The following is a 22,333-nucleotide window of genomic DNA, read 5'->3' as shown; positions in this document are numbered from 1 at the left end:
GCACAGGCATTACCTATCTAGCGCCTCGACAAACCGCGGCTGCCTAGGCTTGGCCTCTTTACCCACAAGAGGCTTTACGCATGGGCACTACACACTCGCCAGAGGATCAGGCTGCGGGCAATGCCGTCGTCCGCCCCGACACGCTGCAGCACGACAGCGACGCGTTTCAGGATGATTTCATCGGCAAGCGCCTGCCCCGTTGGTTGCGACAGGCGCCCATTGACCAACTGCCTGCGATCAGCCACGCCTTGGCCAAGAGCCTTGAAAGCCGTCAGCACCTGGGCGCGTTGCTGATGCGCATCGAAAACATCGATGGCTTCTTCGCCTCCCGGCTGGAGAAGGCGCTCAGCGAGCGTTACGGGGTTACCTACAACCTGCACCGGTTGAAGTTTCTCGAAGGGCGCCGTGAACCGGTGATCAACGCCCAGCCGGTGGGGGCTCACCTCACAGAAGTGGTGTACGACGAAAAACCACTGCTTGAGGTGGCACTGCGCAACTTTACCGCCGCACAGGCCAGTGCAGGTGGCCAGCCGGCGGGCAACCGGTTGCTGGTACCGCGCTCGGGCGCGCGCAAACCGCCCACCGCCGTAGCCTTTGCTGCGCTGTGCCGCGAGCTCGACCTGGGGCAGGGCTATCAGCAGCATCTGGACAGCATTCTGAAACCGGCCAATGACGAAAAACGCGTCGAGACGTTGCTGGTCGATGCCATGCGCTACGCCATGCTGGTGGACGGCTACAAGGCCCGGCAAGACAACCTGCTGGATGCCAGCGAGTTGAAATTGCTGGTGGGCATGTGCCTCGAGGGCAAGCTGCTGCGCCTGGCAGGTGACCTGGTGGTGGCCAAGCAGCTGAAGCTGCTCGGGTATGCCCTTGAGCAGGTGGTGGTGTTGGAGGTGATCGATCAAGGCCCCTTGTTCAACACCACGCGGCGTTTGCTGATGTATGTGCCGGGTGACCCGGTGGCGCCTTGGAGTGCATTCGACAGCCTCAGTGACCTGAACCGTGAACTGGGCCATCGCTTGCGCGTCAAGACGTATCAGCGATTCTTCAGCCGCTTCGTGCTCAGGCGCGATAGCCAGGCATTCTTCGCCACGGTAACGCCCATTTTTGACGACCTGCCGGCCTGGGCAAGTTATGACCTCGCCCCCCGTTTGCAGGCCTACCCATCACCGCTGTTCAACAGCCTCGCACAGTCGCGTATCCGCCAGATCAAAGAGGATGCGGCAATGATCGCGGTGCCGGTGGCGCGGCTCGACCGCGATGTCCAGCGTGCCCATGACGAGCGACTGGCTGCCGAAGGCTGGCTGCTGTTGAACCTGGCGTCGTTTTTTGTCCCGGGCCTGGGCCTGGTCATGCTTGCGGTGACTGTCTGGGAGCTGCTGGGCGAGGTTTACCATGGCATCGAGGCCTTGCAGGCGGGTGATGCCCAGGCGGCACTCGACCATTTGACCCACGTCGCCACTGACCTTGCGGTTATTGCAGCGACGGTGGCGGGCGTTACGGTGGCGCGGCGGTTGTGGGCGCGTTCTGCCGTGGTCGATGCGATGGTGCCTGCAGAGCTGGAGGACGGTGGCAGCAAGCTTTGGCAGCAGGACCTGGCACCTTACCGCAGCGTCGCGCCGGGGCCTGCGGCTACGCAGGATGCCTTGGGGATTCGACGCCACGCCGGGCAGGCCTGGGTCGAAATGGACGGCCACCACTACCCTGTGATCGGCCCCGGCAGCGATGGCCAATGGCAGCTTCGCCCGCGCAGCGGCAATGGGCCTGCGCTGCGTCACAACGGTGCCGGCGCCTGGCGAGTCTGGAGCGAGCAACCTGCGCAATGGGATGACATCCACCGCATGTTCCGCCGCCTTGGTACACCGTTAAACAGCATGACTGACGAGCAGATCGACCAAGTGCTGGGGTTTCATGACCTCGGTGCGGATCACCTGCGGGCCCTGCATGTGTATGGGCGTGCGCCCGAGGCCGGCATGCTCGACAGCGCCGAGCGTTGCAGGATCGATCAACGGATTCGCCAGATGATAAGTTGCTTGCGTGCGGGCGAGCCGGTCGAGGACGCCACCGTGCTGCAGCATGCCCAGCGCTTGCCGGGGGCAGCCGGTGCGTCGGACCCGCTGCTGGCCGAGCTCGTCTGGGCCCAGCGGCGCCTTTTATTGGGGCATGTGTATGACGCTGTGCAGGTCAGCGACAGCCCGGGCAGTGCTTTGCTGCGTAATGTGTTTCCGGGGTTGCACCCGCGGGCCGCGCAGGCGCTGCTGACGGCGGCCAATGGGGATGACCGACGGCGGTTGCTGCAAACTGGCCGCGTGCCATTGAACCTGGCCGAAGCGGCCAGGCGCGCTGTGGCGACCATTCGCAAGGTCAGGGTACTTGAAGCGTTGAGCCTGGATACCCCACAGAATGCCGACTTGGCGCGTGTCGCACTGGGGCTGCTCAAGCACTTGCCTGGCACTGGCCAAGGCGTGCGTTGGCGCTTGTTCGAAGGCCATCGCGGTGGGCCGCTGCTGGCGTCGACCGAGGACGGCGCGCAGGCATTCGATTTGCTGCACCACGCGGGCATGTTCCAATTGCTGGATGCTCACGCGGTGCCGCAAGGCGAGGCGGGCGAGTTGTTCGAGGTGATGGCCGCAGCTTATTCACCGTCCCAGCGGGGGGCGATGCAGGTAGCGGAGCCCTTCGCCCATAACCTTAGGGTTGTGCTGGCGCGTGAGGCGGTACGGCGTCGTAGCGAGCTTGAAGGGTTGCTGGGTGTGCAGCCTAGGGGAATGTTCCGCCCACCCCAGCGTTTGGCCGACGGCCGTCTGGGTTACCCCTTGGGTGGCCGTAACTCGGGTGGCCCAGGCCGGCCAGAGCGGGCGCTGGCAGCGTCGGTGCGTGACCTGTTTCCTTCGTTCAGTGACGAACAGGTGGCTACATGGACCGACAATGTACGGCGTTCGGGGCGTCAGGTGGAAGCTGTATTGGCCACGCTGCGGGCAGAGTACAGGGTGCTGCGCAACAGCTTGGAAGGGTGGGTTGGGGACGCTGAAGGTGCTGTGAGGGAAGACCGTATCTGCATGCGTAACACGCTGCTAGATTGCTGGCGGCGCACCACCGACGCAGGGCAAACCCACCTCGACACCGACCACAACTACCGCATGGTCTTGTACAACATGCGGCCTGGGGAGCTGCCGGAAATGCCAGCACAGGTCAGCTTTGCTCATGTTTCCGATGTATCACTGCTGCGTATGGAATTGCAGGATGTACCAGCGAGCTTTCTGCTCGCCTTCCCGCGTGCACGGTTACTTGACCTGGGGGGGAATTTGCTGACTCGCTTGCCGCAGCCTTTGCTGGAAATGCGGCACTTGCGTCAGTTGACCCTGACCAACAACCAGATCGTGCTGACTACCAGCCAGGCTGCCACCCTGGCAAGCTCCACAACCCTGGAGTACATCGATCTGTCCCATAACCCACTGGGGCGCACTTTCACCTTGGATGGGCTCACCGCTCTTCGCTGGCTGAACTTGCGCAATACTGGGCTAACGCATTTTCCGCACGGCGTGCAGAGCCGCTTAAGCCTGGTTTACATGGATATGCGCGAAAACCGCCTCACGCGGATTCCAGAGTGGTTCTATCAACTGGCACCGGGCTTTCGGCGGCGCATCAGGTTGGCCGGCAACCCATTGGAGAACGCTGAACTGATTCGCCTCCAGGCGGCGCTAATGGGGCCGGTCATGCCGACGGACGAGGTGTTGCTTTACGAACAACTCGAGCGTGCCCGAGTCGTTTGGGGGGATGCTGTCGGGCCGCGCTATCGGGGCCTGCTGATGGCGGCGTGGGAGTCGGTAGACATAGGGGAGCCGGCAGATCGCTTCTTCCGCGTCCTTCAGCAGTTGCTGCAGTCCGCCGATTTTCACATCAATGCCGAAGCGCTCGCCCTGCGGGTATTGGCCGTGCTGCAGGCAATGGCCCGGGAGCCGGCCCTGCGCGAAGCCTTGATGGACATCGCCAACGATGAGTGGGGTTGCCAGGACGGCGCGACATGGTGCCTCAGCAACCTTGAGTTGAACGTGTTGGTGTGGCGCGCCCGGACCGATGACCCAGGCAATACCGAGCAGGCCTTGCTTGCGTTGGGGCGGCGGTTGTGGCGCCTGGATGAAGTCGACCGACTGGCTGTGCTGGACATCCTGGCACGCGGCGGCAACCCGGACGAAAGCGAAGTGGGGCTCGCCTATCGACTCGGGTTGCGGGACCGCCTGAACTTGCCCATTGCAGTGGGCGACATGAGTTTTCGCCCCCTGGCAGGTGTCACGGAAGCGCACCTTGCGCGGGCGCAGGCGCAAGTGCTCGAGGCCGAGACGCAAGAGGAAATCGCACGTTCGCTGGTGGACCGAACGTTCTGGCAAGGGCACCTGGAGCGTGCTCACCCTGAACGCTTCGCGCAAGTGGACAGGCCGTTCCGGCGCCGCCTGGATCGCGTGCTTGACGATGAGGCGTTGACGGACGAGGCCAGGCAGGCGGAGTCAGATGCGATTCTTGCGGCACAGCGCGCTGCCCGGCGCGGGTTGATGCTCGACATGACACTGGCGGCATTGGAGGCCGGGCCTCCGGGCGCTGCCATCGACGTATAACAACACCGCGTGTGAGGCGTAGCGCAGCCTTGCCAGCAGTGGCTTTGGGCTATGCTCAGTCAGGAGGCGGCCTTTTCGGCAAAGTCCGTCATCCTGATCTGATACATGGCTGGAAATTGTCAGTTACTTTTCCTTCGCCACGCAGCTTTTGAAGTGGTTTAGGCTCCAGGTCGGATTTTTCTCCGTGATCTGTAGTCATTGGTTTATCGAGACATTAAGGAGATGTGTATGCTCGTCCGGTCACTGACCCTCGCTACCTTGCTCGCCGTCACCGGCCCACTGTTCGCCGCCGACAGCGACGCTCCATTGGCCAAGGAGCTGGGCAAGGCACGGCCTCTGGTGATCATTGCTCCCAGTTCTGCCGACCCGACATTGCGTGGGTTGAACAAAGCCTTGGAAGACCCGGAAATTCAGAAAGCCTTCAAAGAGCGCAGCCTGGTGCTGTATAGCGTTGCCAAGATGGTCGGCAAGCGCGAGGACAAAAACCTCGAGCAGCAGACCACCATGGCCCTGATCCGCGAACTCAAGCTTGGCGCGAGCGCGGGCACCAAGGTGATCCTGGTGGGCAAGGACGGTGAACGGCACATGCTCAAGGATGACGCCACGGGTGAGCCAATCGACCCGCAGGCCATCCTCAAGGCGGTCGATGAACTGCCGGCGAGCGAGAAGGCCGTGACTGCGCCAGAGCCTGTCGCGGTGGCACCTGAAACCAAGGGCAAGGACAGCAAGCCGGCCAAACCCGTCAAACCTGCCAAGCCCGCAGCGCCGCCCAAGCCGCTGGAAGACTGACAGCCTTCACCCGCCACTGGCCGCAGGGGGCGGGTGCTCTGTATCACACTGTATCCTGCAGGCCTACAGACCGATTCATGTACAAAATGCCGATTTCGGCGATACAACCCCGACACACCCACCCGGCCTAATGGCTCCACTTTCCAACCACAGTGGAGCTACACCATGACTCATGCACGCAATACCCTCGGCTTGCTTGGCGCCGCCCTGATCGGCAGCATGGCCTTGGGCAGCAGCGCGTTCGCTGTCGAGCCGATGTCCCAGGGGTATCAACTGGCGTCGGCAAAGGTGCCTGGCGAAGGCAAATGCGGTGAAGGCAAGTGCGGTGGCAGCGGCAAGGCCACCCAGGGTGAGGGCAAGTGCGGCGGCGACAAGAAAGCCAGCCATGGCGAAGGCAAGTGCGGTGAAGGTAAATGTGGCGGTGCTGGCAAGGCAGGAGAAGCCTCGTCCAGCAAAGTGACCGGTAAGTCCTGAGTTAAACCCTTGGAATGACACAACGCCCCTCCTGCTGGGCAGGCGGGGCGTTTTGCGTGTTGTGGAGACTTATCGATGACGACCACACCCTTGCTTGTCGGCCTTGGCCTGCGCCGTGGCCTTATGCATGAATTGCTTACGTTGGAAGACGGTGCCGTGGATTTTCTGGAGTGCGCGCCAGAAAACTGGATTGGGGTCGGAGGCGCCTATGGCCAAGGCCTGGCGCAATTGACCGAACGGTTTGCGCTGGCCTGCCATGGGCTGTCTTTGTCCTTGGGCGGCAGCCTGCCGCTGGACCGGGGTTTGCTGGACCAGATCCGGCGCTTTCTCGATCGCCATCAGGTACGCCTGTACAGCGAACACCTGAGCTATTGCAGTGATGACGGCCACCTCTACGACCTGATGCCGATCCCCTTCACGCAAGAGGCTGTGTATCACGTTGCCGCCAGGATTCGCCAGGCCCAGGACCATTTGCAAAGGCGTATCGCCGTGGAAAACATCAGCTATTACGCGGCGCCCTACCAGGCGATGAGCGAGTTGGACTTCATTCGCGCCGTGCTCGACGAGGCCGACTGCGACCTGCTTCTGGACGTCAACAACGTGTTCGTCAACGCCTGCAACCATGGCTACGATGCGCAGGCCTTCCTTCAGGGGCTGCCGCCAGCACGCGTTGTCGGCATGCATGTGGCGGGGCACTACGACGAGGCCCCGGACCTCAAGGTGGATACCCACGGCGCCCCCGTGAAGGAGGATGTCTGGTCGTTGTTCGCGATGGCCTGCAAGCATTTTGGCGCACAGCCGACAACGCTCGAGCGAGACTTCAATTACCCGCCCTTGGCCGAACTGCTCGAAGAGACTGACCGCATTCGCACGCTGCAGCGGGAGGTGTCGCATGAGCGAATTGTTGCGTGAACAGCAGTTCTCGCTGGCGCGGCATCTGCGAGATCCGCAGCGGCATACCCCACCGCCTGGCATCGAGGCACGCCGGCTGAAGGTTTACCGTGAGCTGTTCTATGGCGCCATCGAAGGCCTGCTGGCCGGCAGCTTTCCGGTGCTGCGGCAAACCTTGGGCGAGCCGCGCTGGCATGCCCGCGTGCGGGATTTTTATGCCAACTACCGCAGCCAGACACCCTTGTTCACCGAGATCGCCGAAGCGTTCATCGACTACCTCCAGGGCGTCGAACTGGATGCCCCGTGGCAGTTGGAACTTGCCCACTACGAGTGGATCGAGGCCCAGCTGTACCTCAGCGATGCCGAAGACCCGGCTCATGACCCGCAGGGTGACCTGCTGCAGGGGGAGCCGCTGCTGTCGTGCACGGCCAGGGTATTGGCCTACCGTTGGCCAGTTGACCGTATCAGCCTGGATTATCAACCGCAGGAGGCACCTGAACTGCCCACCTTGCTGCTGGTCTACCGCGACGCCGGGCTGCAGGTACGCTTCGCTCGCCTGGCACCCATGGCTTACCGCTTGCTCACAGAGGTGAGGGGTACTGGGCTGGCGCGTCTGCACGCATTGGGTGGGGATCAGGAGCAAGGCTTGGCATTGCTGGAAAGCCTGCGCGCGCAAGGCATTGTCATCGGTACAGCCTGAGACAAAAAACGGGCTCGGCGCCGACTGGCCCCGAGCCCGTTGCTATTTACGCGTCATGCCCTGGCTGCGAACCGCGCGTTGAGCCAGTGGTCAAGGCTCAAGCGCCCGGCCCCCTTGAGCAGCAGTGGCAGCAGTGCCACCAGGTAGATCAGCGGCAACTTGAAGTTGCCGAAACCCTGGTCGGTGATGGCATAACCCTGTGCCAGCTCCGCCAGGCTCGACCACTGTGCCGGCCAATGCACCGCAGCAATGGCCACCACAGTGATGACCATAAGCCCAGCCGAGGCCAGCCGTGTGCCCAGGCCAAGCAACAGCAGTAAAGGCAGCACCAGCTCGGCCCACATCGACAGTTGCCAGTTCAGCGCTGCGGGCAGTGCACTGAACGGGAAGGGGAAGCTGGACTGCAGGTCGCCGAACCAGTTGGTGCCGTTGTATTTTTCCAGACCAGATTCGAAAAACTCCCAGGCCAGAAACAGCCGCAGCGGCAAGTCGGCGCTCCAGCTTCCGATCCGGTCAATGTGGCTGAAGGTGTGGGTAAATGCCGTCATGTTGGGGCGTGTCATCGGTTTAACTCCTGGCGTGCCAATGTGTGGCCGGGAGTGTGTAGCGGTGGCGTATCGGCAGTGTGTCGGCGCAGGCGACAGTGTGTATCAGACTGTAGCGATCGGTTGCGTAAGGCGGCATCCCTATCACGCATAGACCTTGAGGGGGCGAGATGCAGGCGGCACTCACTTCAACTCGATCTGTGCACACAACCCGCCACCTTGGCGATTGCTCAGGGTCAAGCGCCCACCCATGGCCTGGGTCAATTGCTGCGCGATCGCCAGCCCCAAGCCGGTGCCTCCGGTACTGCGGTTACGCGAGCTTTCTACCCGGTAGAACGGCTTGAGCACCTCATTGAGCTCATCTTCCGGAATCCCCGGGCCGTCATCGAGTATTCGAATCCGGGTGCATCCTTGTTCACGGCTGACCTCCAGCTGTGCTTTACCTGCGAACTTCAAGGCGTTGTCCACCAGGTTGACCAACACCCTGCGCAGCGCATGCGGGCGGGTTTCCAGCAGGCCGTCGGCGTTGCCGTGGCGTTCGACCTGGGCGCCGCTGTCCTGGTAGTCGAACACCAGGCTGTCGAGGAAGGCATCCAGGTTGATCCGGCACGGGGCTTCGGTGTTGATGTCCATGCTGCGGGCATAGGCCACACCTTCACGTACCAGGTGCTCCATGGCATCCAGGTCGTGCCACAGCTTGTCTTTCTCGACCCCCTCGTCCATCACTTCGACCCGCAACTTCATGCGGGTGATGGGGGTTTGCAGGTCGTGGGAGATCGCCGCCAGCAACTGCATGCGCTCCTTGAGGTAGGCCGCGATACGCGCCTGTAAGGCATTGAAGGCAACGGCGGCGTACTTCACCTCGCGCGGGCCGCTTTCGTCCAGTTGCACACCGGGTTTGTCTGGGTCGAGGTTATCCACCGCCTGCGACAGGCGGGTGAGCGGGCCGATGGCCAGCCGCACTGCCAGCCAGGTGCACAGCAACAGCACGGCCAGTTGGATCAGCAGAACCACCGGCAGCCAGCGGGCGATTGGTACGGGGGTCGGGGTAACGTCGATGGTCAGGGGCGCGTCATCGGCCAGGTTCAAGTGCACCTGAAAATGCGCATTGGGGCCGGGGATCTCTTGGAAGGTCAAGCGGTAGTCGTTGCCGATGGCTTTGACGATCGACTCGGCGGCCATGGGCGGGTCGCTGGTCGGCATCGCCTGGCCATCCTGGCCCTGGTCAAGGTGGTAGCGGTAGGTGCGCCGCTCCAGGCGCGGCAGCCAGGCGGCACGTTCGGCGGCGGGCAGGCGGTCGAGGATGGCCACCGAAGTGGCGACGTCCTGCTCCAGGTTGCTGAGCATCATCGAGCGGCTGCTGATGTAGCGCTCGTAGGCTTGCAGGCCGAACGACAACCCATAGGCCAGGACCAGCCCTGTGAAGAAGATCAATGCCAGGCGCGAGGCCAGGGTACGGGGCCATTTCATGAGGGCGACCCGAGCAATTGCACCGGCAGCGAGAACACGTAGCCTTCGCTGCGCACAGTCTTGATGCAGCTGGGTTCGCGGGCGTCATCACCCAGGCGCTGGCGCAGGCGGCTGACCAGCAGGTCGATGGAACGGTCGAAGATGTCCGCCTCACGACCCTGGGTGAGGTTGAGCAGTTGCTCGCGGCTGAGCACCCGCTGCGGGTGGTCGAGAAATACCCGCAGCAGCCGGTACTCGGCGCCGCTCAGGGCCACCAGGGTGTCTTCACTGTCGAGCAGGTGGCGTGCTGTGGTGTCCAGACGCCATTGGCCGAAGGCCAGCAGGCGGCTGCTTTCGCTGATGGTCAGGTTCGGCGGCAGCATGCGCGTACGGCGTAGCACGGCATTGATGCGGGCCAGCAGTTCGCGGGCGGAGAACGGTTTGGTCAGGTAGTCGTCGGCGCCCATCTCTAGGCCGATGATGCGGTCGGTCTCGTCGTTGCGTGCGGTCAGCATCAGCACGGGCGTGTTGCGGTGTTTGCCGGCACGCAATTCACGGCACAGCAATAGGCCATCGTCGCCGGGCATCATGATGTCGAGGACGATCAGGTCGACGCTGTTGGCTTCGAGAAAGGCGCGCATCTGCCGGCCATCGGCAACGATGCTGGTCCGCAGGCCGTTCTTCTTCAGGTAGTTGCCGACCAGTTCGCGGATCTCGCGGTCGTCGTCGACGATCAGGATGTGATCGACGTGTTCCATGCGCAGCGTTCCTGTATGGGGTGGGGTTGGCGCAGTGTACCGAGCGTTATCGCGCTTGCCTGCGGGGTTTTGTATTGCAGTGTATCTGGCGTTGACAGAGATACAGGAGGAAGCAGATCACAGGCTCGGGTGACACATACGGGATACCTGGCGGCCGTGTAATGGCTCTCGACCGGGGAGCAACCCTCCCCACCTGAAGCGTTCCACAGGAGAGTTGCCATGAACCTCAAAGCCTTCGCCAGCGTCAGCCTGTTTGCCGTGTTCAGTTTCGGCGCCATTGCCGCTCAGGCCGCCACCACCGCGATGAACGATGCCAGTGTGATGCAGTACCGCTACGGTGATCATCTAGATGTGAAGAAAGTCCTCTCGGTGCAGGATGATCAGGGCAACACCTGCGGCCTGGTCAACACCCGCATGGACTACCTCGATTCCAAAGGTCAGCACCAGCGCGTGGAATACCGCTCGTACGCCACCGGCGGTTGCCATGACAATTGATCGCCGCCTGATGTTAAAGGTGGGCGGCATTGCGCTGGCCCTGACAGGCCTCGGCCTGGCGGGCTATCTGGAGGCCCGCGACAGTTACGGCGCCATGCCGTCGCTGGCGGGGGCCAGCCAGTGGTTGAATTCGCCGCCACTGGATGCGCCGGCGCTCAAAGGCAAGGTGGTGCTGGTGGACTTCTGGACTTGGGACTGCATCAACTGCCAGCGTAGCCTGCCGCATGTGAATGACTGGGCACGGCGTTACGCCGACCAGGGGCTGGTGGTGGTGGGCGTGCACACGCCTGAGTATGACTACGAGCATGACGTCGCGACCTTGCGCGACAAGGTGGCGACGCTGGGGATCGGTTACCCGGTGGCGGTGGACAATGATCACCGGGTGTGGAATGCCTGGGGTAACCAGTTCTGGCCGGCGCATTATTTTGTCGACCGCACAGGGCAGGTACGCCACGTGCATTTTGGCGAGGGGGATTATACCGGGCAGGAACAGGTGTTGAAGGCCTTGCTGGACGAAAAGGGTTGATGCGCCTGGGCCGGCCCTTTCGCGGGCAAGCCCGCTCCCACAGCCTGTGGGAGCGGGTTTGCCCGCGAAAGGGCAGCTGCCGACTCAGCTAAAACTGGCAAAATGCGCCTGCATCCGCGCCGCATCGGCCTCGCGCCCACTGAACAGCTCGAACGCCTTGACCGCCTGGAACACGGCCATGTTGCTGCCATCGAGCGTGCGGCAACCCAATGCCCGCGCGGCGCGCAACAGTTCGGTCTCCAGCGGGAAGTAGATGATCTCTGCCACCCACAACCGTTCATGCAGCAGCTCCACCGGCAGCGGCGTACCCGGCAGCTTGGCCATGCCCACGGGCGTGGTGTTGACCAGCCCGTCCGCCTCGGCCAATGCTGCGCGCAGGTCAGTGCCGAGCACCGCACGGCCGGCACCGAAATGCCCGTTGAGGTTATCGACCAGCGCTTGTGCCCGCGCCGCGTCGACTTCGAACAGCACCAGCCGTTCGACCCCTTCGCCCAGCAGCGCATGGGCCACGGCCGAGCCTGCGCCACCAGCGCCCATTTGCACCACTTGCCGGCGTGCCACATCCGGCAGGCCGCGGCGCAGGCCTTCGGCGAAGCCCAGGCAGTCAGTATTGTGGCCAACCCGCTTGCCGTCCTTGAGCACCACGGTATTCACCGCGCCGATCCCTCGGGCTTCATCCGACAGCTCGTCGAGCAGCGGCAGAATCGCCTGTTTGAACGGGTAGGTGATGTTGAGCCCGGTGAACCCGGTGTGCTGTGCGGCATCGAGCAGGCCGGGCAGGGCGCTGTCGTCTAGCTGCAATTGATCGGCATCAATCAGGCGATACAGGTAACGCAGGGATTGCGCGTCACCTTCATGCTCATGCAGCGCAGGGGTGCGCGACAGCTGGATGCCGCGGCCGATGAGGCCGGCGAGGATGGCCTGTTGGCTCATGCGGTCTGCTCCTGGAACATTTCCGCGAAGTGGCTCAGGGCCAGGCGGTAGCCATGGCTGCCCAGCCCGCAGATCACGCCAACGGCAATCGACGAGACGAACGACAGATGGCGGAAGGGCTCGCGTTTGTGCACGTTGGACAGGTGCACCTCGATGACGGGCAGTTCACTGGCCACCAGAGCGTCGCGGATGGCCACGGAGGTGTGGGTCCAGGCGCCCGGGTTGATCAGGATGCCAGCACAGCGGCCACGGGCGGCATGGATCCAGTCGATCAGTTCGCCTTCGTGGTTGGTCTGGCGGAATTCGATTTCCAGGCCTTTGGCAAGGGCACTGTCGGCGCAGCCTTGGGCCAGGTCAGCAAGGGTTTCATGGCCATACTGAGTGGGCTCGCGGGTGCCCAGCATGTTCAGGTTAGGGCCGTTCAGCACAAGAATAAGGGGCTTCATGAAAGGCATCGCTTTGTTGTTTTTGGATGCGCTTATCTTTGTACCACCTGGTTAGTTTCGTCAATTGCATGAACGGACTCGGATGGGAAAGTGGGCGATAACCGGACGTTTTGCGCCAGTGCCGCCCCCCCTCTGATTACAGCATTGTAATGTTCACGCCACCGCCCCGATAAGCACGCCGCCCTACAGTCCCTCGCCAACGCTCGCCGACGAGGACCTGTTTCGTGCCCTGCCCCCGTGCCATCCCCCGCAAGATCGCCTTGCTTTGCCTGTTACTGGCTGCCACTGCCACTGCCACTGCCACTGCCAGTGCCCAGGCCAGTGGCAGCCTGAGCCTGCCCGAAGCGCTTAGCGCTGCCTTTGCGCAAAACCCGGAACTTGCTGCCGCGGGCCGTGAAATCGGCATTGCCGAAGGCGAGCGGCGCCAAGCGGGGTTGATACCTAACCCGCAGCTGTCCTGGGAAGTCGAGGACACCCGCCGCGAGACGCGCACCACCACGGTCACCCTGAGCCAGCCACTGGAGCTGGGCGGCAAGCGGGGAGCGCGCATCGCCGTGGCCGGTGCCGGCCAGACCATCGCCCAGCTTGACTTGGAACGCCAGCGCAATGGCTTGCGCGCCGATGTGGTGCAGGCCTTCCACGCGGCCCTGCGTGCGCAAACGGCGCTGGAGCTGGCGCAACAGTCCCAGGCACTGACGGAGCGCGGGCTGCGGGTGGTACAGGGCCGCGTCACGGCCGGCCAGTCTTCGCCGGTAGAGGCCACGCGGGCCCAGGTGCAACTGGCCCAGGCGCAGGCGCAAGTACGCCGCGCCGCCTCACAGCGCAGTGTGGCTTATCAGGCCTTGGCGCGGTTGACGGGCAGCCCGGTGGCACGCTTCGACCGCCTGCTGGCCACTGATTTGTCGCCGGGTGCCCCGCCTGCGGCCGAGGCCTTGCTGGCCAGGGTCGAACAGACCGCCGAGTGGCGCTTGGCGGCGGCGCAGGTCGAGCGCGGCGAAGCGTCGTTGGGCTCTGAAAAGGCTCAGCGCATACCCGACCTCACCGTCAGCCTCGGCAGCCAATACAGCCGTGAGGACCGCGAGCGAGTCAACGTGGTCGGGCTGTCGATGCCGCTGCCGTTGTTCGACCGTAACCAAGGCAACGTGCTGGTGGCTGCGCGACGTGCTGACCAGGCCCGTGACCTGCGCAATGCCGTTGAGTTGCGCTTGCGCAGCGAGACCCGCAGTGCCCTCAGCCAATGGGCCACGGCCATGCAGGAAGTGCAGGCCTACAACCGCACCATCCTGCCCTCGGCGCAGCAAGCGGTAGACACCGCCACCCGTGGCTTCGAGATGGGCAAGTTCGCGTTTCTCGATGTGCTCGATGCCCAGCGCACGCTGATCGAGGCGCGGGGCTTGTACCTGCAAGCCTTGGCCTCGGCGACTGATGCGCGGGCCCAGGTCGAGCGCCTGTATGGCGACCTTGAGGGCGGCTTGTGATTCAGGGGCCGCTGCGCGGCCATCGCCGGCAAGCCAGCTCCCACAAATGAAGCGCCACATTGATGCACGGTGCCGTCCCTGTGGGAGCTGGCTTGCCGGCGATGGGTCGCGCAGCGGGCCCATTGGCTTGAGCAAAAACACGAATAGCAGGAGCAACAATGGATAACCCACGCAAGATCGCCCTCCTGGCGGTCGCTCTGGCCGTGCTTGGCCTCGGTGGCCTGGCCTGGACCGGCAACCTCGGCCAGGCCTCGAGCGACGAAGCCCAGCACGAGGCGCATGGCGAAGACGGCCACGGCCACGATGATGAGCAGGCCGAAGAAGGCCACGCCGACGAGGAAGGCAAATTGCACCTTTCCAGCGCCCAGATCGAGGCGGCTGGCGTGCAGTTGGTAGCGGCCGGCCCTCGCGAGCTGGGCACCGCCATCAGCTACCCGGGTGAAATCCGTTTCGATGAGGACCGCACGGCGCATGTCGTGCCGCGTGTACCGGGCGTGGTCGAGTCGGTGCAGGCCGACCTCGGGCAGGCGGTAAAGCGCGGCCAGGTGCTGGCGGTAATCGCCAGCCAGCAGATTTCTGACCTGCGCAGCGAACAACAGGCAGCCCAGCGCCGCCTGGAACTGGCGCGTCTGACCTTCCAGCGCGAACAGCAGCTGTGGCAGGAACGCATCAGCGCCGAACAAGACTACCAGCAGGCTCGCCAAGTGTTGCAGGAGGCCGAGATCGCGCTGGCCAATGCTCGGCAAAAGGTCGCGGCAGTCGGCCCCGCCGGCGCCGGCAATCGCTATGAGTTACGCGCACCCTTCGATGCGGTGGTGGTGGAAAAACACATGAGCGTGGGCGAGGTGGTCGACGCCTCCAGCAACGCCTTCACACTGTCCGACCTGAGCCGGGTCTGGGCCACCTTCGCTGTCGCCCCACGCGACTTGAACCGTGTCGTCACCGGGCGCAGCGTCACGGTCAGTGCGCCGGACCTGGGCGTCGAGGTCGAGGGCACGGTCAATTACGTCGGCAGCCTGCTGGGTGAACAAAACCGCGCCGCCACCGTGCGCGCCACCTTGGCCAACCCCAACGGCGCCTGGCGCCCTGGGCTGTTCGTGAACATTGCGGTCAGCGTCGAGCGGTCGACCGCCGCCGTGGTGGTACCGGAAAGCGCGTTGCAGACCTGGGAGGAGCAGACCGTGGTGTTCGTGCGTACCGAGCAAGGCTTCGAGGCACGCCCGGTGACGACAGGGCGCCGCGACGCCGGCCAGGTAGAAGTGGTCGCCGGGCTGGATGCAGGCATTCAGGTCGCTGCCGCTGGCAGCTTCGTCCTCAAGTCGGAGCTTGGCAAAGGCTCCGCCGAGCACAGCCATTGAAACCGGGGACGACGCCATGTTCGAACGCCTGATCCAATTCGCCATCGAGCAGCGCCTGGTGGTGATGCTTGCTGTGCTGCTGATGGCTGCGGTGGGTATCCACAGCTACCAGAAACTGCCCATCGATGCCGTGCCGGACATCACCAATGTCCAGGTGCAAATCAACACCGCCGCACCCGGTTACTCGCCATTGGAGACCGAGCAGCGCATCACATTCGCCATCGAAACGGCCATGGCCGGCCTGCCAGGCCTCAAGCAGACCCGTTCGCTGTCCCGCTCGGGCTTGTCCCAGGTCACGGTGATCTTCGATGACGGCACCGACCTGTTCTTCGCCCGCCAATTAGTCAACGAGCGCCTGCAGGTGGCCCGTGAACAGTTGCCCGACGGCATCGAGGCGGGCATGGGGCCGATTTCCACAGGGCTGGGCGAGATCTTCTTGTGGACCGTCGAGGCCGAGGAGGGCGCGCTCAAGGAGGACGGTACGCCCTACACCCAGACCGACCTGCGGGTGATCCAGGACTGGATCATCAAGCCGCAGCTGCGCAATGTGCCGGGGGTGGCCGAGGTCAACAGCATTGGCGGCCATGCCAAGCAGTACTTGATCGCACCGGAGCCCAAGCGCCTGGCGGCCTACAAGCTCACCCTCAATGATTTGATCGCGGCACTGGAGCGCAACAACGCCAACGTGGGGGCCGGCTACATCGAGCGCAATGGCGAGCAGTTGCTGATCCGCGCACCGGGCCAGTTGGACTCCGCCGAGGACATCGCCAACATCGTCATCGCCAGCGTCGACGGCACGCCGATACGCGTCAGCCATGTCGCCCAGGTTGGCCTGGGCCAAGAGCTGCGCTCTGGGGCTGCGACTGAGAATGGCCGTGAGGTAGTGCTGGGCACGGTGTTCATGCTGATCGGCGAGAACAGCCGCACGGTCTCCCAGGCGGTGGCGGCCAAGCTGGTCGAGATCAACCGCAACCTGCCCAAGGGCGTAGTCGCGGTGACGGTGTATGACCGTACCAACCTGGTCGAAAAAGCCATCGCCACGGTGAAGAAAAACCTGATCGAAGGCGCGATCCTGGTCATCGCCGTGTTGTTCCTGTTCCTGGGCAACATCCGCGCTGCGGTCATTACCGCCATGGTCATCCCGTTGTCGATGCTGTTCACCTTTACCGGCATGTTCAGCAACAAGGTCAGTGCCAACCTCATGAGCCTCGGCGCGCTGGACTTCGGCATCATTGTCGATGGCGCGGTGGTGATCGTCGAGAACGCCATTCGCCGCCTGGCTCACGCCCAGCAACGCCATGGCCGCATGCTGACCCGCGCCGAGCGCTTCCATGAAGTGTTTGCCGCCGCCCGTGAAGCACGGCGCCCGCTGATCTACGGGCAGTTGATCATCATGGTGGTGTACCTGCCGATCTTTGCCCTGACCGGGGTCGAGGGCAAGATGTTCCACCCCATGGCCTTCACCGTCGTGATCGCCCTGTTGGGTGCCATGATCCTCTCGGTGACCTTCGTGCCGGCGGCGCTGGCGCTGTTCGTGACCGGCAAGGTCAAGGAAGAAGAAGGCTTGGTCATGCGCACCGCGCGCCAGCGCTATGCGCCGGTGCTGGGCTGGGTGTTGGGCCGGCGCAAGCTGGCGTTCGCCGGGGCGGCAGCGCTGGTGGTGTTGTCCGGGGTGATGGCCAGCCGCATGGGCAGCGAGTTCATCCCCAGCCTCAGCGAGGGCGACTTTGCCCTGCAGGCGCTGCGCGTGCCAGGCACCAGCCTATCGCAGTCGGTAGACATGCAGCAGCGCCTGGAGCGGGCGATCATTGCCCAGGTGCCGGAAGTGGAGCGCGTGTTCGCCCGCACCGGTACTGCCGAAATCGCCTCGGACCCGATGCCGCCGAACATCTCTGACGCCTACGTGATGCTGCGTCCGCCCGCGCAATGGGCCGACCCGAGCAAGCCACGTGAGGCGCTGATTGCCGAAGTGCAGCGCGCCGCGGCCAGTGTGCCGGGCAGCAATTACGAGCTGTCGCAACCGATCCAGTTGCGCTTCAACGAACTGATTTCGGGTGTGCGCAGTGATGTGGCGGTCAAAGTGTTTGGGGACGACATGGACGTGCTCAACCAGACCGCTGCGCAAATCGCCAGCAGCCTACAGCGTGTGCCGGGCGCCTCGGAGGTCAAGGTCGAGCAGACCACAGGCCTGCCGGTGCTGACCATTGATATCGACCGCGACAAGGCTGCCCGCCATGGCCTCAATGTCGGCGACGTGCAAGACGCCATCGCCATTGCTGTGGGGGGGCGTACGGCAGGCACGCTGTATGAGGGCGACCGACGTTTCGACATGGTGGTGCGCCTGCCCGAGACTGTGCGTACCGATGTCGACGCGCTTTCCAGCCTGCTGATACCGGTACCGGCGAGCAGTGCAGCCGGCGCTGCCCAGATCGGTTTCATCCCGCTGTCGCAGGTCGCGACATTGAACCTGCAACTGGGGCCTAACCAAGTCAGCCGTGAGGATGGCAAGCGCGTGGTGGTGGTCAGTGCCAACGTGCGTGGCCGCGACCTTGGCTCGTTCGTGCAGCAGGCCGAGCAGGCCCTGATCGAGCAGGTGCAGATACCGCCCGGTTACTGGACGCGCTGGGGCGGCCAGTTCGAGCAGTTGCAGTCGGCCGCCGAGCGTCTGCAGGTGGTAGTGCCGGTGGCCTTGCTGTTGGTGCTGGCCTTGCTGCTGATGATGTTCAACAACCTCAAGGATGGCGTGCTGGTGTTCACCGGTATTCCGTTTGCCTTGACCGGTGGGGTACTGGCGCTGTGGTTGCGGGATATTCCATTGTCTATTTCCGCAGGGGTGGGCTTTATCGCCTTGTCGGGGGTGGCGGTGCTCAATGGCCTGGTGATGATTGCCTTTATCCGCAGCCTGCGCGAGGAAGGGCGCACGTTGCGGGTGGCGGTCGAGGAGGGTGCGTTGACGCGCTTGCGGCCAGTGCTGATGACCGCGTTGGTGGCCTCGCTGGGGTTCATCCCGATGGCATTGGCGACCGGCACCGGGGCCGAAGTGCAACGGCCGCTGGCGACTGTGGTGATTGGCGGGATCCTGTCGTCCACGGCGTTGACGTTGCTGGTGTTGCCGGCGCTGTACCAATGGGCGTATCGGCGCGAAGAGGGGGAAGAAGGCTGATAATGCCGGGGCCGCACAGCGGCCCCAAAAATCTCAAACGCTGCTCCGTACCCCAGGCCGCACGCTATCGACGCCGGCCTCATCATGCAACGAAATCCGCGACGTCTCCGGCAATGCCAACCCTCCGACCAAAGCCACCAGCGCAATCACCACCAGGTAAAACGCCGGTGCCAGGCTGCTACCCGTCTGCCCGATCAACCAGGTCGCCACCAACGGCGCAGTGCCGCCGAACAGCGTATAGGCCACGTTGTAGGTAATCGCCGACGCGGTATAGCGGGTCCGTGTCGGGAAGCTTTCCGACAGCAATGCCGCAGTCACCACGCCGCTGCACAGCGCGCCCACGGCCAGCAGAATCACCCCCAGCAGCGCCCCGGACAGTGAGCCGGAACTGGCCAGCCAATACGCCGGGAACACACAGACCATCACCCACAGGCAGGTGAAACCAATGGTCTTGCGCCGCCCCACCCGGTCACAAAACGCCCCGGCCAGCGGGCAGCCGACGGCAGCGAACAACAACGCCACTGTGGTTACCAGCAGCGATTGCGCACGGGTGAGGTTGCCGACCAGTTGCAGGTAGGTGGCAAAGTAGGTGGTGAACATATAGAACGACAGCGCCGTCAGCGAGATGAACGCCCCTAGGTTGCGGATGGCCCGGCCATGGTTGCGCAGGGTCTCCTTGAGCGGCGAGTGCTCGTGTTCTTTGCCTTGGGCCACAGCTTCGCGGAACGCCGGGGTTTCTTCCATGCGCCAGCGCAGGTACAGGCCTACCAGGCCCAACGGGGCGGCGATCAGGAAAGGCACGCGCCAGCCCCAGGCGTTCATCGCCTCGGCCGTCAGGTTGGCTTCCAGGCCGTAGGCGATCACCGCCGCGCAGGCAAAGGCTGAAAAGGTCGAGACCGGCACGAAGCTGCCGTAGAACGCGCGCTTGTCGTTGGGCGCATGCTCCATCAGGTAGGCGCAGGCGCCGGCGTACTCGCCACCCGCCGAGAAGCCTTGCAGGCAACGGGCCAGGGTCAACAGCACGGGTGCCGCCAGGCCAATGCTGGCATAGGTCGGCAGCAAGCCGATCAAGGTGGTGGAGCCGGCCATCAGCAGGATGGTCAGCGACAGGATGCGCTTGCGGCCCAGGCGGTCACCCAGTGCGCCGAACACGATACCGCCGAGCGGGCGCAGGGCAAATGCCACGGCAAACACGGCGAAGGTCTTGAGCAAAGCCACGCTGGCATCTTCACTGGCGAAGAACTGGCTGGCAATCAGCGTGGCGAGAAAGCCATAGACGGCAAAGTCGAACCACTCGACGAAGTTGCCGATGGCAGAGGCGGCGATCACCCGGCGCAGGGTGGCGGGGGATACCTCATGAGGTGCGGACATGTGGGAGCTCTCCGGTTTCCATTGGCAGCCTGAATGAACGTGACGCGGTCGGGCCGCGTCATCATTGTTGTGCTTGCCAGTAGATCGGTGAGCGCCTGCGGGAGCTTCGTCGAGGGCGACACTGGGATGCCTGTTTCAACCAGGCGAGTACAGCCCTGCTGCGGCATACCCCTTGCAGCAGGGCTGACACCTCAGAAGCGCATGTCCAGCGCCACCTCGAAGGTGCGCGGAGCTCCCATGTAGTACTGGGAGCTGTAGGCCTGCTTGGCATACACCTCGTCGGTCAGGTTGCGCACTCGCCCGGTCACCGTGGTGTGCTCATCCAGCCGGTAGCGGGCGAAGGCACCGAACAGCGTGTAGGCCCGTGCCTTGAGGGTGTTGGCATTGTCGGCATACACCGAGCCCACGTAGCGCCCATCGACCCCCGCCGACCACGCGGACGTGAAGCTGTAGGTCAACCACAGGTTAGCGACGCTGGCCGGTACGTTGACCGGTGTATTGCCCTTGCGTGACACCGATACCCCGTTGACCGCTTCGTTGAACGTGTCGTACTGCGCGTCGACGTAGGCGTAGTTGGCCTCGGCCAGCAGTTTCGGCGTGACCTGCAGCCGCCCGGACAGCTCGACGCCGCGCGAGGTCTGCTGCCCGGCCTGCACCGTCTGGTTGGCATCGTTGGAATCACGCACGGCAAAGTCCTTGCGCACGATCTGGTACAGCGCCAGCGTGGCGGCGCCGCGGCCGTCGAGGAAGTCGAACTTGCTGCCGACCTCCCATTGCTCGCCCTTGGACAGGTCGAACAGGCCGACGTTGGAGTAGGTCGCCGCCGCCAGTGAACCGGCTGGCAGATCGGCCGAGCTGCTGTACTGCACGTACACACTGGCACTGGGCGTCAGCGCGTAGGTCAGGCCGATGCGCCCGGAAAGCGGCTCCCAGCGGCGCTCGAAAAACGCCGGCGAGGTGGGCGAGACCGTTCCGTAGTTGGTCACTTGCATGTCGAGGTAGTCATAGCGCAGGGCCGTCAGCAAGGCCAGGCGATCGGTCAGTTGCAGGCGGTTTTCGGCAAACACCGCGCGGTTAGTGACTTCGTGACGACGCTGCTTGGTCAGGCCGGCATTCACCCCGGTGATGTCGTCGAAACTGCCAGGGTCGAAATGGTCGGGGTCGACGACGTCGCTCCAGCTGCTCGACGTCGGGTAAAGGGTCTGGCGCATGCGCGAGTATTCCAGCCCTAGCGACCATTGGCTGGCGAAGCCGAACAGGGTGTTGTCATGGCGTAACTCGATGCGGTCGCCCAACAGATTCTGGTCGTGGCTTTGCAGGTAGGGGCTGCTGCGTTGCACATTGCCATTGGCGGTGTAGCTGTAGCGTTCAACGTTGCGGTAGTCGCGCTGGGCGTTGTAGTGGTACAGCGTGTTCTGCACGCTGGTGTTGTCGCTGAGCTGGTAGTCGAGGATCGAACGCAGCCAGCGTACCCGCTGCTCGTAGCGGCCGTCCGCGACGTTGTAGTTTTCGAAGCGGCGGCTTTTGTCGATCTTCATCGTGCTGCGGCCCGGCAGGATCGGCGAACCCCAGTACGGGCTGTCTTCGCGGTCTTCCTGGTACTCCAGCGCCAGGGTGTGGGTGAGGTTGGGCGCCAGGTCGCTGAGTACCGAAAACGCCAGGCTGTCGGTGTTGCGCTGGTTACGGTCGATGTAGCCGTTGCCCTGGCCCCGGCTGAAGTCCAGGCGCATGAAGTGGCGGGCGTCGGCGGGGTTGCTGGCCAGCGCCTGATTGATGCCGAAGGCCACTTCTGAGTCGTCGAAACTGCCGTAGCGCAGGCGGCCGTCGATGATCTGCTGATCGCGGCTGGCAAGCTTGGTGATGTAGTTGATCGAGCCGCCCACGGCGCCTGCGCCATGCAGGAAAGAGGACGGCCCGCCGATCAGTTCGACCCGGTCGAGTACCCAGGCATCCACTGGCCGGGTGGCACTGCTGTAGCCCAGGTTGATGCCGTTGTAGAGCTGGGTGACCTGGTTCTGGGTGAAGCCCCGGTAGGCGACGAAGCCGCCATAACCGGGGTTGGCCGAGGCGTTGACGCCGGTCATGGCGTTGATCACGTCCTGGCTGTCCTTGGCGCCGTGCGCCTCGATCAGGCGGCGGTCCGAGACACTGACCGACGCCGGGGTTTCCCGTGCGGTGAGGCCCAGGCGCGAACCGGTTTGGATCGACTCGTCCAGTTGCACACCGGAGGGGGCGTCGCGTTCGCCATCGATGGTGGTGGCGTTGAGTTCAACCGGGGCAGTGTCTGCCCAGGCGAAGGTGCAAGTGCCCATGAGGAGCACCAGGGAGGTCTTGCGGATCATGT

General features: G+C 63.9%; 16 protein-coding genes and 1 pseudogene. 10 read left to right on the top strand and 7 right to left on the bottom strand.

Annotation, left to right across the window (positions count from 1 at the left end):
- Positions 1-80: 80 nt before the first annotated feature.
- From HU764_RS16610 to HU764_RS16590, 5 genes and pseudogenes are all read left to right on the top strand, one after another.
- Complete coding sequence (locus HU764_RS16610) at positions 81-4,613, top strand: NEL-type E3 ubiquitin ligase domain-containing protein (RefSeq protein ID WP_186703353.1); 4,533 nt, start codon at positions 81-83, stop codon at positions 4,611-4,613.
- Positions 4,614-4,841: 228 nt separating this feature from the next.
- Positions 4,842-5,402: a DUF4174 domain-containing protein gene (locus HU764_RS16605; protein WP_186678798.1), complete on the top strand. Its 561-nt coding sequence runs from the start codon at positions 4,842-4,844 to the stop codon at positions 5,400-5,402.
- Between the two features lie 33 nt (positions 5,403-5,435).
- A pseudogene (locus tag HU764_RS16600) lies at positions 5,436-5,837 on the top strand (HvfA family oxazolone/thioamide-modified RiPP metallophore); the annotation flags it as partial.
- Between the two features lie 114 nt (positions 5,838-5,951).
- Entirely contained in the window at positions 5,952-6,788 is an 837-nt protein-coding gene (locus HU764_RS16595) for an HvfB family MNIO-type RiPP peptide maturase (protein ID WP_186703352.1), read from the top strand.
- Complete coding sequence (locus HU764_RS16590; RefSeq protein WP_186678793.1) at positions 6,769-7,467, top strand: HvfC family RiPP maturation protein; 699 nt, start codon at positions 6,769-6,771, stop codon at positions 7,465-7,467. The genes HU764_RS16595 and HU764_RS16590 overlap by 20 nt, the downstream gene beginning before the upstream one ends.
- A 53-nt stretch (positions 7,468-7,520) precedes the next feature.
- On the opposite strand, the gene HU764_RS16585 is transcribed toward HU764_RS16590, so the two are convergent.
- From HU764_RS16585 to HU764_RS16575, 3 genes are all read right to left on the bottom strand, one after another.
- Positions 7,521-8,030, bottom strand: coding sequence for an HvfX family Cu-binding RiPP maturation protein (locus HU764_RS16585; RefSeq protein ID WP_420876194.1), 510 nt, complete (start codon positions 8,028-8,030; stop codon positions 7,521-7,523).
- A gap of 165 nt (positions 8,031-8,195) precedes the next feature.
- On the bottom strand, positions 8,196-9,482 hold the full coding sequence (locus tag HU764_RS16580; RefSeq protein WP_186703351.1) for a sensor histidine kinase: 1,287 nt from the start codon (positions 9,480-9,482) through the stop codon (positions 8,196-8,198).
- Complete coding sequence (locus HU764_RS16575) at positions 9,479-10,219, bottom strand: response regulator (RefSeq protein ID WP_099429879.1); 741 nt, start codon at positions 10,217-10,219, stop codon at positions 9,479-9,481. Before HU764_RS16575 ends, HU764_RS16580 begins: the two co-directional genes overlap by 4 nt.
- 219 nt (positions 10,220-10,438) lie before the next feature.
- On the opposite strand from HU764_RS16575, the gene HU764_RS16570 reads away from it, so the two are divergent.
- Positions 10,439-10,714 (top strand): DUF2790 domain-containing protein, encoded by a 276-nt coding sequence (locus HU764_RS16570; RefSeq protein WP_099453530.1) that lies wholly within the window; start codon positions 10,439-10,441, stop codon positions 10,712-10,714.
- Positions 10,715-10,724: 10 nt separating this feature from the next.
- Positions 10,725-11,240, top strand: a complete 516-nt coding sequence (locus tag HU764_RS16565) for a thioredoxin family protein (protein WP_186679034.1) — start codon at positions 10,725-10,727, stop codon at positions 11,238-11,240.
- Between the two features lie 84 nt (positions 11,241-11,324).
- On the opposite strand, the gene HU764_RS16560 is transcribed toward HU764_RS16565, so the two are convergent.
- Positions 11,325-12,173, bottom strand: a complete 849-nt coding sequence (locus tag HU764_RS16560; RefSeq protein ID WP_085273256.1) for a shikimate dehydrogenase — start codon at positions 12,171-12,173, stop codon at positions 11,325-11,327.
- Positions 12,170-12,619, bottom strand: coding sequence for a type II 3-dehydroquinate dehydratase (gene aroQ / locus HU764_RS16555; RefSeq protein WP_027593852.1), 450 nt, complete (start codon positions 12,617-12,619; stop codon positions 12,170-12,172). Before aroQ ends, HU764_RS16560 begins: the two co-directional genes overlap by 4 nt.
- A 224-nt stretch (positions 12,620-12,843) precedes the next feature.
- On the opposite strand from aroQ, the gene HU764_RS16550 reads away from it, so the two are divergent.
- From HU764_RS16550 to HU764_RS16540, 3 genes are all read left to right on the top strand, one after another.
- Entirely contained in the window at positions 12,844-14,097 is a 1,254-nt protein-coding gene (locus tag HU764_RS16550) for a TolC family protein (protein WP_420876193.1), read from the top strand.
- A gap of 158 nt (positions 14,098-14,255) precedes the next feature.
- Positions 14,256-15,455, top strand: a complete 1,200-nt coding sequence (locus tag HU764_RS16545) for an efflux RND transporter periplasmic adaptor subunit (protein WP_186703350.1) — start codon at positions 14,256-14,258, stop codon at positions 15,453-15,455.
- A gap of 16 nt (positions 15,456-15,471) precedes the next feature.
- Entirely contained in the window at positions 15,472-18,618 is a 3,147-nt protein-coding gene (locus HU764_RS16540; RefSeq protein ID WP_186703349.1) for a CusA/CzcA family heavy metal efflux RND transporter, read from the top strand.
- 33 nt (positions 18,619-18,651) lie between these two features.
- Here the strand turns inward: HU764_RS16540 and HU764_RS16535 are convergent, their stop codons facing one another.
- Both HU764_RS16535 and HU764_RS16530 read right to left on the bottom strand, forming a co-directional pair.
- Positions 18,652-19,989: an MFS transporter gene (locus tag HU764_RS16535; protein WP_186703348.1), complete on the bottom strand. Its 1,338-nt coding sequence runs from the start codon at positions 19,987-19,989 to the stop codon at positions 18,652-18,654.
- 191 nt (positions 19,990-20,180) lie between these two features.
- Positions 20,181-22,331 (bottom strand): TonB-dependent receptor, encoded by a 2,151-nt coding sequence (locus tag HU764_RS16530; RefSeq protein ID WP_186703347.1) that lies wholly within the window; start codon positions 22,329-22,331, stop codon positions 20,181-20,183.
- Positions 22,332-22,333 lie beyond the last annotated feature (2 nt).

The sequence above is a fragment of the Pseudomonas kermanshahensis genome (genome assembly GCF_014269205.2).
GTDB classification, from domain to species: Bacteria; Pseudomonadota; Gammaproteobacteria; order Pseudomonadales; family Pseudomonadaceae; genus Aquipseudomonas; species Aquipseudomonas kermanshahensis.
The sequence above is the reverse complement of the archived record's forward strand: the minus strand, read 5'-3'. Positions and strand labels throughout refer to the sequence as shown.